The 15,389-nt window shown below is 67.9% G+C and carries 12 protein-coding genes; 2 read left to right on the top strand and 10 right to left on the bottom strand.

Translation table 11 applies throughout. From position 1 onward, the window contains the following. Positions 1–16: 16 nt before the first annotated feature. The gene (locus tag GEV27_RS09235; protein ID WP_194944175.1) at positions 17–793 is read right to left on the bottom strand and encodes an alpha/beta fold hydrolase; all 777 of its coding nucleotides are present in this window, start codon (positions 791–793) and stop codon (positions 17–19) included. Positions 794–948: 155 nt separating this feature from the next. On the opposite strand from GEV27_RS09235, the gene GEV27_RS09230 reads away from it, so the two are divergent. Further along, positions 949–2,475 (top strand): class I adenylate-forming enzyme family protein, encoded by a 1,527-nt coding sequence (locus tag GEV27_RS09230; protein ID WP_153934099.1) that lies wholly within the window; start codon positions 949–951, stop codon positions 2,473–2,475. A 9-nt stretch (positions 2,476–2,484) separates the two neighbouring features. Then, positions 2,485–3,753 (top strand): MaoC family dehydratase N-terminal domain-containing protein, encoded by a 1,269-nt coding sequence (locus GEV27_RS09225; protein ID WP_153934098.1) that lies wholly within the window; start codon positions 2,485–2,487, stop codon positions 3,751–3,753. Between the two features lie 55 nt (positions 3,754–3,808). Here GEV27_RS09225 and GEV27_RS09220 read toward each other — a convergent pair whose 3' ends face one another. From GEV27_RS09220 to GEV27_RS09180, 9 genes are all read right to left on the bottom strand, one after another. Continuing rightward, positions 3,809–4,633, bottom strand: coding sequence for a mycofactocin-coupled SDR family oxidoreductase (locus tag GEV27_RS09220; protein ID WP_153934097.1), 825 nt, complete (start codon positions 4,631–4,633; stop codon positions 3,809–3,811). 18 nt (positions 4,634–4,651) lie between these two features. Then, entirely contained in the window at positions 4,652–6,235 is a 1,584-nt protein-coding gene (locus tag GEV27_RS09215; RefSeq protein ID WP_153911222.1) for an ABC transporter substrate-binding protein, read from the bottom strand. A 129-nt stretch (positions 6,236–6,364) separates the two neighbouring features. Next, positions 6,365–7,363, bottom strand: a complete 999-nt coding sequence (locus GEV27_RS09210; RefSeq protein ID WP_153934096.1) for a quinone oxidoreductase — start codon at positions 7,361–7,363, stop codon at positions 6,365–6,367. A 33-nt stretch (positions 7,364–7,396) separates the two neighbouring features. After that, on the bottom strand, positions 7,397–8,629 hold the full coding sequence (locus tag GEV27_RS09205) for an acetyl-CoA C-acetyltransferase (RefSeq protein ID WP_228765141.1): 1,233 nt from the start codon (positions 8,627–8,629) through the stop codon (positions 7,397–7,399). Beyond that, a complete protein-coding gene (gene fabG / locus GEV27_RS09200; RefSeq protein WP_208430942.1) occupies positions 8,629–9,366 on the bottom strand; it encodes a 3-oxoacyl-ACP reductase FabG in 738 nt (245 codons plus the stop codon). The genes GEV27_RS09205 and fabG overlap by 1 nt, the downstream gene beginning before the upstream one ends. Before the next feature lie 38 nt (positions 9,367–9,404). Further along, the gene (locus GEV27_RS09195; protein ID WP_309222139.1) at positions 9,405–10,610 is read right to left on the bottom strand and encodes a CaiB/BaiF CoA-transferase family protein; all 1,206 of its coding nucleotides are present in this window, start codon (positions 10,608–10,610) and stop codon (positions 9,405–9,407) included. Beyond that, positions 10,607–11,782, bottom strand: coding sequence for an acyl-CoA dehydrogenase family protein (locus GEV27_RS09190; protein WP_153652814.1), 1,176 nt, complete (start codon positions 11,780–11,782; stop codon positions 10,607–10,609). Before GEV27_RS09190 ends, GEV27_RS09195 begins: the two co-directional genes overlap by 4 nt. A 90-nt stretch (positions 11,783–11,872) precedes the next feature. After that, on the bottom strand, positions 11,873–12,598 hold the full coding sequence (locus GEV27_RS09185; protein ID WP_153911219.1) for an ABC transporter ATP-binding protein: 726 nt from the start codon (positions 12,596–12,598) through the stop codon (positions 11,873–11,875). Continuing rightward, positions 12,595–15,351: an ATP-binding cassette domain-containing protein gene (locus GEV27_RS09180; protein WP_309222138.1), complete on the bottom strand. Its 2,757-nt coding sequence runs from the start codon at positions 15,349–15,351 to the stop codon at positions 12,595–12,597. The genes GEV27_RS09185 and GEV27_RS09180 overlap by 4 nt, the downstream gene beginning before the upstream one ends. Positions 15,352–15,389 lie beyond the last annotated feature (38 nt).

Raw genomic sequence — 15,389 nt, 5'->3', positions numbered from 1 at the left:
CTCACCGGGCAGACCGTCAGCCGAGCAGTCTCGTCGCGTGCTCGTCGATCAGCTCGGCACACCGCACGGGGTCCTCGAGGATGAGGTGGTGGTGGAGTCCGGGCATCTCCACGATCTCGACCCCTCCGGCGATCGGGATGCTCTGCAGGTAGGCGATCGTGTCGGCACCCACGATGGCGCTGCGCTCGGCGTAGATGAAGCGAACGGGCACCGGGAGGGCTGCGAGACGCTCCTCGACGTACTCGCGTCGCATCCCGGGCAGGCCGCGCTGATCGTATTTCCACGTCCAGCCGCCATCAACCTGCCGTACGGAGGCTTCGGCCACCGCCGCCAGAATCTCCTCCGCGGGCTCGGGCTGATCAGGAGCCAGCCGGAACTGGCCCAACGCCTCGGCCTTGGTCGCGCGCACTCGCGGCACGCGCTCGGGATGCCAGCCGAACCGAAAGGCAGCACCGGGAGGACGCAGCGCGGTGTCGAGCGTGATGACGCCGCTGATTCCCGCGGGTCGTTCCGCCGCGGCAGCCAGAGCGATACGGCCTCCCATGCTGTGACCCACCAGCACGGGCCGTTCGACGCCGGCCGCCTCGGCGACCGCACGCACCTCCTCGGCCCAGAGAGAGCCGTCATAACCGTCACGATGATCACTGTCTCCGTGGCCGCTGAAGTCGAGCCGGGTGATGCGCCAGCACGGCTCCAGGAGCGGTGCGACCCGGTGCCACCACGAGTGGTTGGCGTGGTGGCCGTGCAACAGCACCAGGTCACGCACCCCGGCGCCGCTCACTGCGAACCTCACGCGTGCTCCCCGCACCTCCACGAATTGATCCAGCGTGTGGTCTCGGGACTCACCGGCCTGGTGGGAAATCTGGGTCACACTCTCACAACCTTGCATATAATTAAGTAACTGATTAATCTAATCAACAGTACTCACATCCATTGATCGAGGGAAGCATGAACATCGAGCAGTCGAGCGACCAGGAGGCGTCGCTGAGATCCACGCGCCTTCTCTCGCGCCGCATCCAGCAGGTTCTCGCGATCGATCCCGAGGCGCCCGCGCTCGCATTCGGCTCACAGAAGCTCACGTGGTCGTACTTCCGCGACGCCGTCGAGGCCCTCGAGAAGCTGTTGGCCGCCGAACCGCGGGCCCATCGGATCGGCATCGTCCTGCGCAACCGTCCTGGGTCGGTGGCGTCCGTGATCGCCACGATCGCCACCGGTCGCGAGATCGTCACGCTCAGCCCACACCTGGGCGACGCCGGGCTCGGTGACGACATCCGCACGCTGTCGCCCGACGTCGTCATCGCCGATCCCGAGGACTGGGCGCGCGAGCACGTCGTCCGCGCCGCCGCCGACATCGGGGCGATCGCGATCGAGTGCTCGGGAGAGCATGGCCTGGTCGCCCACGACGCCACGTGGACGCCGGCCCCCTCGCTCCTGCCCGCGACCGACATCGCGGTGCTGATGATGACCAGCGGGACGACCGGTCGACCCAAACGCGTCGAGCTGACATACGAACGGATGACGGCTGCCTACCTGGCCGCGGGAACGCCCATCAAGGACACCGACCCGGCAAAGCTTCGCCCGGGCACCGCGATCCTGTGGGCATCGCTGGCTCACATCAGCGGCCTGTACTTCGCCGTGGCGCACGTCCTGCTCGGTCGGGAGACGGCCCTCATGGAGAAGTTCGAGGTCGATCCCTGGGTCGAGCTCATGCGCAGGAGCAAGCCGCCGTTCGTCGGGCTCCCACCCACCGCGATGCGCATGGTCCTGGATGCCGACGTTCCGAAGGACGTCTTCGAGGGTGTGAAGGCCGTCGGCTCCGGCACTGCCCCCCTTCCTGCCGCCATGGCCGATGCGTTCGAGGACAAGTACGGCATCCCCGTCCTGGTCACGTACGGCGCGACGGAGTTCGCAGGAGCGATCGCCGGCTGGAGCCTGACCGACCGCAAGCGCTGGGGCACCAGCAAGCGCGGAAGCGTGGGTCGCGCCCACCACGGGATCGATCTGCGCATCGTGGATCGAGATTCCCTCGAGCTGCTCCCGAGCGGTGAGATCGGCCTGCTCGAGGCACGCGGCGGGCAGCTCCCCGAGACCGAGACCGGCTGGACGCGCACGACCGATCTGGCCTCGATCGACGAGGACGGATTCCTGTACATCCACGGGCGTGCCGACGATGCGATCAACCGCGGCGGCTTCAAGATCCCGCCCAGCGTCATTGAGGATGCCCTCCTGGCGCATCCTGCGGTGCTGTCCGCTTCGTGCGTCGGGCTCCCCCACGAACGACTCGGCGAGGTCCCGGCCGTCGCGGTAACCCTGCGTCAGCCCGTCGAGGTCGCCGAGCTGTGGGAATGGCTCGACGGCCGACTCACGCGTTACCAGCGGCCGGTCGACCTCAAGATCGTCGACGAGCTGCCGCTGACACCCTCCATGAAGGTGAGCCGCCCGCTCGTCAAAGCGCTGTTCACCACCCCATCCTGAGGAGAAACCATGACCACGCAGCAGCAGGAGTTCGAGGCCGCAACGGCCGATGTGTTCAACGACGCCGACGTCGACAAGGATCGGGCGATCGCCGGACGCCATTGGGCCGTCCCCGATCATGAGCTCATCGGCACCGCGACCTATGAGTCGATCCGCAACTTCGCGAACGGCTACGGCGATGACAACCCGCTGTTCACCGATCCCGCGTACGCAGCCGGCACCCGATGGGGCGGTCAGGTCGCTCCGCCGATCATGGCTGCAGTCGTCAACACGCCCCTGCGCGGCGAACGCCCCGGCAAGGGCGAACGCGGCGGCAGCTACCGCGGCATCCACGCCTTCGTCTCAGGTGGCACCTGGGACTGGTACCGCCCGATCCGCCCCGGCGACACGCTCTACAGCTTCGGCGGCCTCGAGAGCGTCGAGGAGAAGAGCTCAGAGTTCGCGGGTCGCTCGGTGATTCGCAGAAATCGCAAGGTCAAGATGAATCAGAACGCCGAGGTCGTGGGCGTCTACCGCACCTTGACGGTCCTGACTGAGCGCAAAGCCGCCAAGAGCCGTGCGAAGTACGCAGACGTCGAGTCACCCCACTACACAGACGAAGACCTGGCCCGCATCGACGAGATCTACGCCGCCGAGACGCGTCGCGGTGCCGACCCCCGCTACATCGAGGATGTCGCGATCGGCGAGGCCCTCCCGCCCATGGTCAAGGGCCCTCTGACGACGACCGACATCATCGTCTTCCACGCGGGCGGCTACGGCTTCGTCCCGTACGGCCTGAAGACCGGCCGCATGGCCTATCAGAATCGTCAGCGCATCCCCGCGTTCTACGTCAAGAACGCGCACGGCGTCCCCGATGTCGCCCAGCGCGTCCACTGGGACTCCGAATGGGCCCAGCAGATCGGCAATCCCTACGCCTACGACTACGGCGTGCTTCGCGAGTGCTGGATGCACCACTACCTGACCGACTGGGCCGGCGACGACGGTTGGGTGGTCTCGCAGCACGACGAGATCCGCAAGTTCAACTACGAGGGCGACACCCAGTTCTTCAGCGCCGAGGTGTCCGGAAAGCGCGAGGAAGCCGGCCGGCAGCTCGTCGACATCGTGTTCCGCGCGGTGAACCAGCGCGATGAGGAGACCATGCGCGGTACCGCCTCGGTGTCGCTGCCCAGCCGCGAGCACGGACCTGCTCTCCTCCCGGAGGTCCCTGCCGATCTCCAGCGCAGCGCGATCGAGATGATGACGCGCCATGCAGAGCTGCTGCGCCCTGCCGGTCAGTGAAACGCGAAGGGCCCCTACCACCACGTGGTAGGGGCCCTTCGTCGTTCCCGCGTGGTCAGTACTGCGTGACGCCCGCGTCGACCGTCATGGCCAGAGCCGTGACGTGCTTGGACTCATCAGATGCCAGGAACAGCACGGCATCGGCCACGTCCTCGGCGGCGACCCGTTCGACCGGCAGCATGTTGGTGAACATCCCCGCAGGACGGGGATTGGCTTCGATCGCCGCCCCGATCGCTGCCTGGAGTCCGCCGCCGGCGCTCATGCCGGTCTCCACCCCCGTCGGATGGACGCTGTTGACGCGGATCGAGTCCTTGGCCAGCTCGACCGCGAAGGCCTTGGCCATGCCCGTCACCGCGAACTTGCTCGCGGTGTAGTGCACCATGTACGGCTGAACCTTCAGGCCGGCTGCGGAGCTGATCAGGATGACCGAGCCTCCCCCGCGAGCCACGAGGTGCGGAGCGCCGGCCATGACCGTGTTCCACACCCCGACGACGTTGATGTCGAGGGTGTCCCTGAGGATCTCAGGTGTCGCCCGGTCCCACGGCGCCACGACGCAGATGCCGGCGTTCGCGACGATGATGTCGAGGCCGCCGAGACGGTCAACGGCCACCGCGACCTCGGAGCACAGCAGGTCGTGGTCACGAACGTCCGCGACGATCGCGACCGCGCGACGCCCGGCGACCTCCACGAGACGAACGGTCTCGTGGAGGTCGTCGCGAGAGGCACCCGGGTAGGCGACACTCGGCAGCGGCGCGCAGACGTCGAGGACGATGACATCGGCCCCTTCTCGGGCGAGCCGCACCGCGTGCGCGCGGCCCATCCCCCGGGCCGCACCCGTGACGAGTGCGACCTTGCCGGTTACTCTGCCCGCCGCTGCCATCTCAGTGACTCCCCTGCCTCACTTGGCGATTCCCACGTAGCGCAGATCGAAGATCCCCTGGAAGCCCGCCTGGCCCATCTTGTCGGCACCGACGACCTTGTCCGTCGTCACCACCAAGGACGGAACCTGGTTCATGAAGACGTCCAGGGCCTGCTCGTTGATCGCCTTCGAGGCGGTCTCCAGCAGAGCAACCCGCTCAGCGTCATCGATCGTGGGGTCGAAGGCACCGTCGATCGACTTGCGGACCTCGGCGGGCACCTCACCCACGAACCGGGTCGGGACCAGGTAGTTGTTCTGCAGCGTGAGCGCACCCGTCTGGCTGCCGACCCGCACCTGGAGGGTCGAGTCGTACTTGGTGTCGGGACCCCACGCCGCGACGGCCTGGACCGGGTCGAGCGGTGAGATCTTCAGCTCGACGCCCACTTCGGCCAGCTGTGCCTGGAGAGCCTGCGCCATCTCCGTGACCGGCGAGTACGCGCCCGCGACCATCGTCATGCTGAAGCCGTCGGCCAGTCCCGCGTCGGCCAGCATGGCCTTGGCCTTGGCCGGATCGTACTCGTACTTGACCGGAGGATCTTCGAGGTGGCCCTCGAGGTTCTTGCTCAGCGGCTGGATCGCGTCCGGAGCCTGACCGTCGAGCAGCGACTCGCTGATACCTTCGCGATCGATCGCGTAGTTGAGCGCCTGGCGCACCTCGACCTTGTTCAGGTTCGGCGCATTCGTGTTGAGCTCCAGAGCGTAGAACTGGCCCGTCGGGCTGTACGTCTCGAGCTTGAAGCCGTCACCGAGCTTGGAGACTGCGTCGTACTGCTGGGGCTGGACCAGGCTGAAGTCGGCCTGGCCGCCCCTCATCCCGTTGATGCGCGCATTCGGGTCGGGGACACCCGACATCTCGATCTTGGCGACCTTCTGGGCCTCGGTGTCCCAGTAGCCGTCACGGCGCTCGTAGGTGACGCCCTTGCCGAGCTCGACCTTGGTGGCCACGTAGCCGCCGGAGCCCTGGGGCTTCACGTCGAGGTCCCGGTTGTCGAGGGCAGCGGGATTGATGATGCTGCCGTAGCTGTTCGACAGGACGTACGGAAGGTCCGCGGACGGTCGGTTGGTCGTGATCGTGAGCGTGGTCGGATCGACGACCTCGACCTTGTCGATCATCGAGAGATAGCCCTTGACGGTCGACTTCGGAGAGTTCAGCGCCCGGTCCAGGCTCGCCTTGACGGCGGCCGCGTCGACCTTCGAGTCATCGGTGAATGTCGCGTCGTCACGCAGCGTGAAGGTGGCGGACATTCCGTCTTCCGCGAACTCCCACGACTCGGCGATCATCGGCGCGATCTCCGGGCCCTTCTCGCCCTCGATCATCTGAGTCAGGCGGTCGTACACGGGGGCGACGTAGGCATACTGAGCCGTCGGGCTGGGCGCTGTGTGGGGATCCAGCGCCATGGCCGGGATGACCCAGGTCGCGCGCAGCGTCGCGGAGCGGTCGATCTCTCCTGCGCTGCCCGAGCCGCCCTCGGACTTGTCGGCATCAGAGCCGCCACCGCAGGCGGACAACGCGAGGGTGAGGGCGGCGAGCGCCCCCACCACCGGCACACGAAGGTTCTTCATTCAGGTCTCCTAGACATCGCTCTATGTCCCAGGTCACATCGACCCGGACCCGTTCACCCTCTTGTAATCAGTTCACTATGTCAACCCTGTATACTTATTGGCCGGATTGCCGGGGCGGTGGGGTGGGAGCTATCGGTCGAGCTGGGATGTTGCAGGACCTCGAACAGCGATCACGAGCTTGCCCGTCGTCCTGCGGCCGGCAAGGTCCTCATGCGCGCGGGCGGCGTCGGCGAGCGCGTAGCGACCGCCGACACGGACCGCGAGCGAGCCCTGCTCGAGCCAGTCGAAGACCTCGGCCGCACGCCAGAGGAGCTCCGCGCGCGTCGCGATGTGGTCCACCAGACCGGGGCGAGCCACGCTCAGCGAGCCGCGAGCCAGGCGCTGGAGGTCGAATGGCGGCACGGGACCGCTCGCGGAGCCGTACAGCGCGAGCGTGCCGCGCCTGCCGAGGCTTTTGAGGCTCGCCTCGAAGGTGTCCTTGCCGACTCCGTCATAGACCGCGGCGACACCGTGGCCCGCGGTGAGGTCCCGCACCTTCGCGACGAGATCGTCGGTCCCCGACGCGAGCACCTCGAAGGCGCCCGCCTCACGCGCGATCTCGGCCTTCTCCCGGGTCGAGGCGGTCCCGATCACCCGCCCTCCGGCGAGCCTGACCATCTGGGTGACGAGCAGCCCCGTGCCGCCCGCGGCGGCATGGACGAGGACGGTGTCCCCCGGTTGCACGGGATAGGTCGAGCGCGTCAGGTAGTGGGCGGTGAGGCCCTGGAGAAGAACAGCCGCCGCGGTCTCGTCATCGATCGCATCGGGAAGCGGGATCGCCCGATCGGCGTCGATCACGACCTGCTCGGCGTAGCCCGACTGCGCGATCATCGCCCAGCCGACACGATCGCCGACGTGCACCTCGGTCACGCCGTCGCCGATCGCCGACACGACGCCTGCGCCCTCGTTGCCGGCGACGAAGGGCGTTCTCATCCTGTAGTTGCCCGACCGCTGCTGGACGTCGAGGAAGTTGACACCCGCAGTGGACACGTCGACCCGGATCTCCCCCGGCCCGGGCTCAGGCGTGGCGATCTCGCTCAGCCGGAGCACATCGGGCGCGCCCTGCTCGTTGACGATCATGGCCTTCATGTGGTTCTCCTGAGTGAAAGTGGCAGGGGCATGTCAGGCCGTCCACCGTTCGAAGACGGCCGCGATGCCCTGGCCGCCACCGATGCACATCGTCTCGAGCCCGTATCGGACCTCGCGCCGATCCATCTCGCGCAGCAGATTGGCCATGATGCGCCCGCCCGTGGCGCCGATCGGGTGGCCGAGGGAGATCCCGGAGCCATTGACGTTGAGGCGGTCGTGATCGGCCGATCCGAAGCCCCATTCGCGCGTGCACGCCAGCACCTGCGCTGCGAACGCCTCGTTGAGCTCGATCAGGTCCATGTCGGCGAGCGTGAGCTCGAGCTTGCCCAGGACCTTCGCGACAGCGGGCACAGGACCGATGCCCATCGTGCGGGGAGGCACTCCGGCGACACCCCACCCGGCAAGCCGCGCCAGCGGCCGAAGACCGAGCTGCTCGGCCCGATCGGGCGTCGTCACGATCGCCGCCGCGCCGCCATCGTTCTGCCCGCTGGCATTGCCGGCCGTGACCGTGGCCTGTGCGTCGACGGCGGCCCGGATCGGACGCAATCTCGCGAGCGACTCCATCGTCGTGTCCGGTCGAGGATGCTCGTCGCGGGTGATGATCTGTTCGGGCCTCCTTCGCGTCGCGGGGATCACGACGGGGATGATCTCGGCCTCGAACGTACCGGCGTCGACCGCTGCCGATGCACGCTGATGCGATCGCATCGCGAGCTCGTCCTGCTCGGTCCGCGAGATCGAGTACTGCTCGCGCAGATTCTCGGCCGTCTCGATCATCCCGCCCTCGACGGGAAAGTTCACACCGCCGGACGTCACCCGCGGACGGGCCAGCCGGTCCTGCAGGACGACCCCGTCGCCCCGCACACCCCATCGCATCCCGGTGGCATAGAACTCGGCCTGGCTCATGCTCTCGGCCCCGCCGGCGAGGACCAGATCGCTGACCCCCGTCTGGACCTGCATGGCCGCATAGGCGACGGCCTGGAGCCCCGAGCCGCAGCGACGATCGAGCTGCAGACCGGGGACGCTGACGTCGAGGCCGGCGTCGAGCGCTGCGATGCGCCCGAGGCCTGCGGCCTCTCCATTGGCGTACCCCTGGCCGAAGATGACATCGTCGATGTCGGCAGAGGTCAGTCCCGTGCGCTCGACGAGCCCCTTGATCACGGTCGCGGCCAGTACCGTGACCGGCACATCGCGGAACATGCCGCCGAACCCCCCGACGGCCGTGCGGACGGGCTCGCAGATGACGGCTTCACGCATCACGGAACTCATCACATGAACCTCCCGCCGGTGATCTCCTGGACGGTCCCGGTCATGTAGCTCGACAGATCGCTCGCGAGGAACAGCACGACACCAGCGACCTCGGCAGGCTCTCCCGCGCGTCGCATGGGGATCTCCTCCATCTTCTGGTCCCAGATCCGCTGCGGCATGGCCTCGGTCATCGCCGTTCGGATGAGCCCGGGCTGGACCGCGTTGACGCGCACGCCGAGGTGCGCGACCTCCTTGGCGGCGGCCTTCGTGAGACCCACGATGCCCGCCTTGGCGGCGGAGTAGTTCGTCTGCCCGATCATGCCGACCTTCCCCGAGAGGGACGAGACGTTGATGATCGATCCGCGACCCGCCTCACGCATCACGGCTGCGGCGGCGCGGGTGCCGTTCCAGGAGCCCTTGAGGTGGACGCCGATGACATCGTCGAACTCCTGCTCGGTCATCCTGCGCATCGTGGCATCCCGCGTGATCCCCGCATTGTTGACCATCACGTCGACCGAGCCGAAGGCCGTGCCCGCCAGGGCGACCAGCACCTCCATCTGCGCTGCATCGCGCACATCACACACCGCTGACGCGGCCACGTCGGGACCACCCAGGTGAGCGACAGCCGCCCGGCCGAGATCGGCGTCGATGTCGCCAAGCACGACCCGCGCTCCTTCGGCGACGAATCTCTCGGCGATCGCGAGGCCGATGCCTTGGGCGCCTCCCGTGATCACGGCGACACGGTCTTGCAGCAACATGGATGTCCTTTCAGGGTCGCAGGTGCGAGGGAGTTCGGTCATGCGATGACTGCTCGCCGCCTGAGATCGTCGATCTCGGCGGCGGCGTAGCCGACTCCCGCGAGGACCGACGACGTATGGGCGCCGAGACCCGGGACGGGATCCATCCGGGCCGCCACGTCGCGGAACGTGACGGGTGGCAACAGCGCCGGGATCGGTCCCTTCTCCGTCTCCACCTCCGCCCAGCGACCTCTCTCCGCGAGCTGCGGATGGCCGACCATGTCGGCCACGCTGTTGAGCCGCGCCGCTGGAACCCCGGCCTCGACCAAGGCGTCGAGCAGCTCTCGACTCGTGAACCGGATGGTCTGACCGCTCACGAGCTCGTCGACGGTCTCACGATGACGGCAGCGCTTGACGTTGGTCTCGTAGTCGGGATGATCAGCCCACTCGGGTCGGTCGAAGACCTCGGTCACGAGCCTGACCCACCCCCGATTGTTCTGGACGCCGATGAGCACCTGGCCGTCCTTGGTCGGATAGGCGTCGTAGGGCACGATCGCGGGATGACCGATTCCCATCCGGGGAATCTCCTGCCCCGTGTACATCGACATGTACATCGGGTGGCTCATCCACTCGATCGTCGCGTCGAACATCGAGACGTCGACGATGGCACCCCTGCCGGTCCGGGCCTTGCGGAAGAGCGCACCGAGAACGCCGGACAGCGTGTACATTCCCGCCGCGAGGTCTGCCGTGGGCACGCCGGTCTTGGCCGGCTCCTCGGGCGTCCCAGTGACCGCGATGAGCCCTGTCTCGGCCTGCACGAGCATGTCGTAGGCGCGGTGGTCGCCGAATGGCCCGGACGTTCCGTATCCGGACATGTTGGCGATCACGAGTCCCGGATACCGTGCCGCGAGATCCTCCAGGCCGAAGCCCATCCGCTCAAGTGCACCGGGTGCCAGATTCTGCAAGAAGACGTCGGCACCCGCGACGAGCCGTTCGAGCACCTCGACGCCGGCGGAGCTCTTGAGATCCAGGGCGACCGACTCCTTCGAGCGGTTGAGCCAGACGAAATGACTGGCCAGCCCGTCCACCACATCGTCGTAGTCGCGGGCGAAGTCGCCGCCGTCGATGCGCTCGATCTTGATGATGCGCGCACCCATGTCCGCGAGGTGACGCGTTGCGAGCGGCGCGGCGACGGCCTGTTCGAGGCTCACGACGGTGACGCCCTCGAGCGGTCTCTCCCCCTGGGTGGGGCCGGAGGTGGTCACGACCCCTTGCCGACGTCGCGCAGCAGCTGCCGGCCGACGATGAGCTTCTGGATCTCGCTCGTGCCTTCGTACAGCCGCAGCAGCCGGATGTCCCGATAGATGCGCTCGACCGTCACGCCTCGCATGTAGCCCGAGCCGCCGTGGACCTGCACCGCGAGATCGGCGACCCGACCGGCGGACTCGGTGCAGAAGAGCTTCGCCGCCGACGGTCCGAGTCGGCGGTCAGCACCGCTCAGGTAGGCGGCGGCCGCCTCGGTGACGAGCGCTCGTCCGGCCATGCAGAGGGTCTTCTGCTCGGCGAGCATCGCCTGCACCAGCTGGTTCTCACCGATCGGGCGCCCGCCCTGACGGTTAGTCGATGCAAAGGCGACCGACTCCTCGAGGGCGCGTTCCGCCTGACCGATCGCGAGGGCCGCGATGTGCACCCGTCCACGAGCGAGCACGCTCATCGCCGCCCGAAAGCCCGTGTCGACATCTCCGCTGACGACGGCATCGTGACCCACACGCACGCCGTCGAAGACGACCTCTGCGGTCGAAGCGCCTTGCTGTCCCATCTTCTTGTCCCTGGGGCCGACCGACACTCCGGCGGAGTCGGCGGGGACCAGGAAGACCGCGATCCCCGTGCCGTTCTCGTCGGCAGGACGGGTGCGGGCGAAGACCACGAACAGATCAGCCTCCGGCGCATTCGTGATGAAGCGCTTGTTGCCTGTGATGACCCAGTCGTCTCCATCGCGTTCGGCCTTGGTCGTCAGCCCTGACGGGTCGGATCCGGCCTCGGGTTCGGTCAGCGCGAAGGAGGCGACCACCTGGCCCGACGCGATCGGCTCGAGCCAACGCGACTTCTGCTCCTCGGTGCCGAATCCCACCAGCACCTGACCCGCGATCCCGTTGTTGGTGCCGAACATCGAACGGAACGACAGCGACGTGTAGCCGAACTCCAGCGCGAGCTGGACGTCCTGGGTGATGTCGAGACCCAGGCCGCCGTGCTCGGCGGGAATCGCATAGCCGAACAGGCCCATGTCGGCGGCTTTGCGCCGGATGTCATCGGGGATCGCGTCGCTGTCGGCGATCTCCTCCTCCCTGGGCACCACGTCGTGGCGAACGAAGGCACGCACCTGCTGCCTGATCAGCTCGAAGTCCTCGGCACCGACTGTCGCCTGCTTGCTGGTCATGTGGGTCGCCCTTCAGTCTCATCGCCCGCGATCGAACTGTCGCTCAGCATACACGCATACAGTTCACTCAATAAACGACATGACCCGCGGTTACGAGACGGCGACAGGCGGCGCGCTGCCCAGGTAAGCCTGCTCGATCCGCTGCGGCGACCGGGCCAGATCCGACGCAGCCCCCCGCAGCACTTCTTGGCCATGAGCCACCACGACCGCGGTGTCGGCCAGGTCGAGTGCCAGCATGACGTGCTGCTCCACCAGCAGGATCGCCGCACCGGTGTCATCCGCGACCCGGCGCAGCACGGGCAGCAGCCCCTCGACGATCACGGGTGCCAGACCCATGCTCAACTCGTCGATCAGCAACACCTTGGGATCCTGCATGAGGGCCCGGCCGATCGCGAGCATCTGCTGCTCGCCGCCGGACAGCTGTCCTGCACCGACCTTGAAGCGCTCCTTGAGCGCCGGGAAGTACGACAGGACCTTGTCGACCGTGGTGCCCTTGCGCTGTCGGGACAGGCGCAGGTTCTCCTCGACCGTCAGCGTCGTGAACAGCGCACGGTCGTCAGGCACCAGCACGAGACCGGCGCGCACAGCCGCCCGCGCGTTGCCCGACTTCACCGGGGTTCCGTCGATCTCGATGCTGCCGGACAGGCTCGGCAGGAGGCCGGACGCGGTGAGCAACATGGTCGTCTTGCCTGCGCCGTTGGGGCCAAGCAGCGCGAGGATCTCGCCCTGCTCGACGGCCAGGTTGACGTCGCGGACGACGGGGCGTCCACCGGAGTATCCGGCTGCGAGGTCCTTCAGCTCCAGGATCGTGCTCATGACATGACCTCCACGGGGGCATGAGTGGTGCCGAGGTAGGCCTTGACCACTGCGGGATTGGACTGGATCTCCGCGGGGGTTCCCACGGCGATGACACGACCGAGATCCAGCACGATGATGCGGTCGCACACGTCGAGCACGAGGCCCATGTCGTGGTCGACCATCACGACAGTGACACCGGCGTCGCGGACGCTGCGCAGCCGCTCACCGAGCCACCGGCTCTCGGTGCTGTCGAGGCCGGCGGCCGGTTCGTCGAGCAGCACGACCTGCGGGCCGCCCGCGAGTGCCCGGGCGATCGACACCAGCTGACGCTGCCCCTGGGACAGCTCACCCACGGCGCGGTTCGCGTCGTCGTCGAGGTCGAGCAGGTGGAACAGGACATCGATGTCGGTGACCGAGCCCGCCTCGTCGGCGGAGCCGCGAGCCGCGACCGATCCCACGGCGACGTTCTCGCGGACCGTGAGGTCGTCGTACAGCTCGATGCCCTGGAAGGTGCGGCCGAGGCCGAGCCGGCTGCGCGCATGCGGCTTGACGCCTGCAAGCTTGGTGGAGCCGAGGGTCACCGATCCGGTGGCATCGGCGAAGCCACTCATCGCGTCGATGAGCGTCGTCTTGCCGGCGCCGTTGGGGCCGATCACACCCACGATCTCTCCGCCGAACACGTCGAAGGACACATCGTCCACTGCGACCACGCCGCCGTACCTCACCCCCACGCCGTCGACACTGAGCAGGCGCTCGTCGCTGACCGGCCGTGCAGCGATCTGCTCGACCACCGGCGGCGCCGGGTTCGCCGAGGCCGATCGCGCCGGCAGGAACCGGCGGACGAGCCGACGGACGCGGGCCGCGTGACCGTGCAGGTGGCCGATGAGACCCTCCGGGTACAGGATGACGGTCAGGATCAGCGCCACCCCGCTCAGCACGGTGTAGTAGTCGCCCACGTGCAGCCAGCGCTCGGCAGCCATGAAGATGATGCCGCCGCCGGCGAGCATGCCGGCCAGGATGCCGCCCGAGACCGAGGTGATGCCGGCCAGGTAGACCATCGCGAAGACACCGAGGCCGGCGATGGCCGAGTAGGACTCCGCCGAGGCGACCGACTGTGCGTAGCCCAGCAGCGCGCCGCCCAGACCCGCGATGAAGGCGCCGATGGCGAATGCCAGCACCTTGGTGCGCGAGACGTCGATGCCCGCCGCCGCGGCAGAGCGCTCATTGGCTCGCACCGCGAGCATCGAGGCGCCCAGGCGGCTGGTCCGGAGCTTGGCCACGCCGAGCGCGACCGCGACGAGCACGGCCAGGCACATCAGGCCGAACTGGATGCGCGGGTAGTTCTCGCCCGCGCCGATCCCGAAGTCCCAGCCGAACAGGGTCGGATCGCCGATCGGCGCGCCATCGAGCCCGCCGTTGAGGTCGTTGTTCTTGAACCAGAACGCCTCGAGCGCGACCGCGATGGCAAGCGTGACCACCGCGACGGGCAGGCCGCGGATGCGCAGTGCCGGGAGTCCGAGGACGACACCGATGACCATCGCGATCAGCGCGGCGAGCAGCGGGGCGAGCGGGAACGGGATGTCCAGCTGGTCACCCAGACGGCTCAGCGAGAAGGCGGCGACCCCCGCGAGCGTGAGCTGCACCAACGAGATCTGGCCCGCGAAGCCGGTCACCACGACCTGGGACAGGGCGATGATCGCCATCGTCAGGCTGATGATGAAGGCGGCACGGTAGCTGCCGGTGGTGAGGAACAGCAGCAGGACGGCAGCGGCGACGGCCAGCAGCGTCGGGCCGAGCAGGTGATTCGGCCGCGGAGCACGGCCGAGAGTCTGCTGGATGATGGCGCCCCGGGACGGCAGCGGGCGACCGCGGACCACGAGCAGGACCAGGATCATGACCAGCGGGATGAGCTCGGACAGGCCGGCCTGCGGGAACCACGAGATCGAGCTCTGCAGGTTCGTCATCTCGGACTGCAGCATGCCGATGCCGATGCCGGCGAAGACCGCCGGGCCGATCGCGTTGAAGTTGCCGACCAGGGCCGCAGCCAGGGCCGGGACGATGAACAAGGTGTACGACACCGGGATGAGCGGGACGATCGGCGCGATCAGGATGCCGCTGAGACCTGCGACGGCGATGCTGAGCGCCCAGTTGCCGAAGGCGATGCGGTCGGGCGAGAGGCCGGTGACCAGTGCCCCCTTCTCGGACTCCGCTGCGGCACGGGTCGCCAGGCCGAACTTGGTCATGCGGAAGGCGAGCGTCAGCGCCATGGCCAGGGCCACGATGATCACCGCGAACCAGACCCGGTCCATCGGGATGCGAACGGCGCCCACCTCGACACTGTTGTCGGGGAGGATCGGCTCGACCGAGACCGGCGTCGTGCCGACCCGCATGGCCATCAGCGCCTGGACCACCAGCATGACGCCCACCGAGGCGACTGCCTTGGCGACCGGCGGCGCCGAGCGCAGTGGTCGGAACACCAGGACGTAGAGGAGCGCGCCCAGCATCGCCGCCAGCAGCAGCGACAGCGCCATGGCCGGCACGAGTCCCATCGAGTCGCCGACCGAGACCGTGGTCGGCAGTCCGGGGATCGGGATCAGGAACTCGCCATTGCGCAGGAAGGCGTAGGTGTACGCCACGTAGAGAGCGACTGCACCGGTGCTGAAGTTGACCACACCCGAGCTTCGGTAGGTCAGCACCAGGGCCAGGGCGAGGGCGGCGTAGACCGCACCGTTGCCGAGGCCAAGCAACAAGAAGACAAGATGTTCACTCACCGGTGCAGCCGTTCTCTCAAGGGGTGGGACAGGTGTTG

It is taken from the genome of Aeromicrobium sp. S22, assembly GCF_009661045.1.
GTDB lineage: Bacteria > Actinomycetota > Actinomycetes > Propionibacteriales > Nocardioidaceae > Aeromicrobium > Aeromicrobium yanjiei.
The sequence above is the reverse complement of the archived record's forward strand: the minus strand, read 5'-3'. Positions and strand labels throughout refer to the sequence as shown.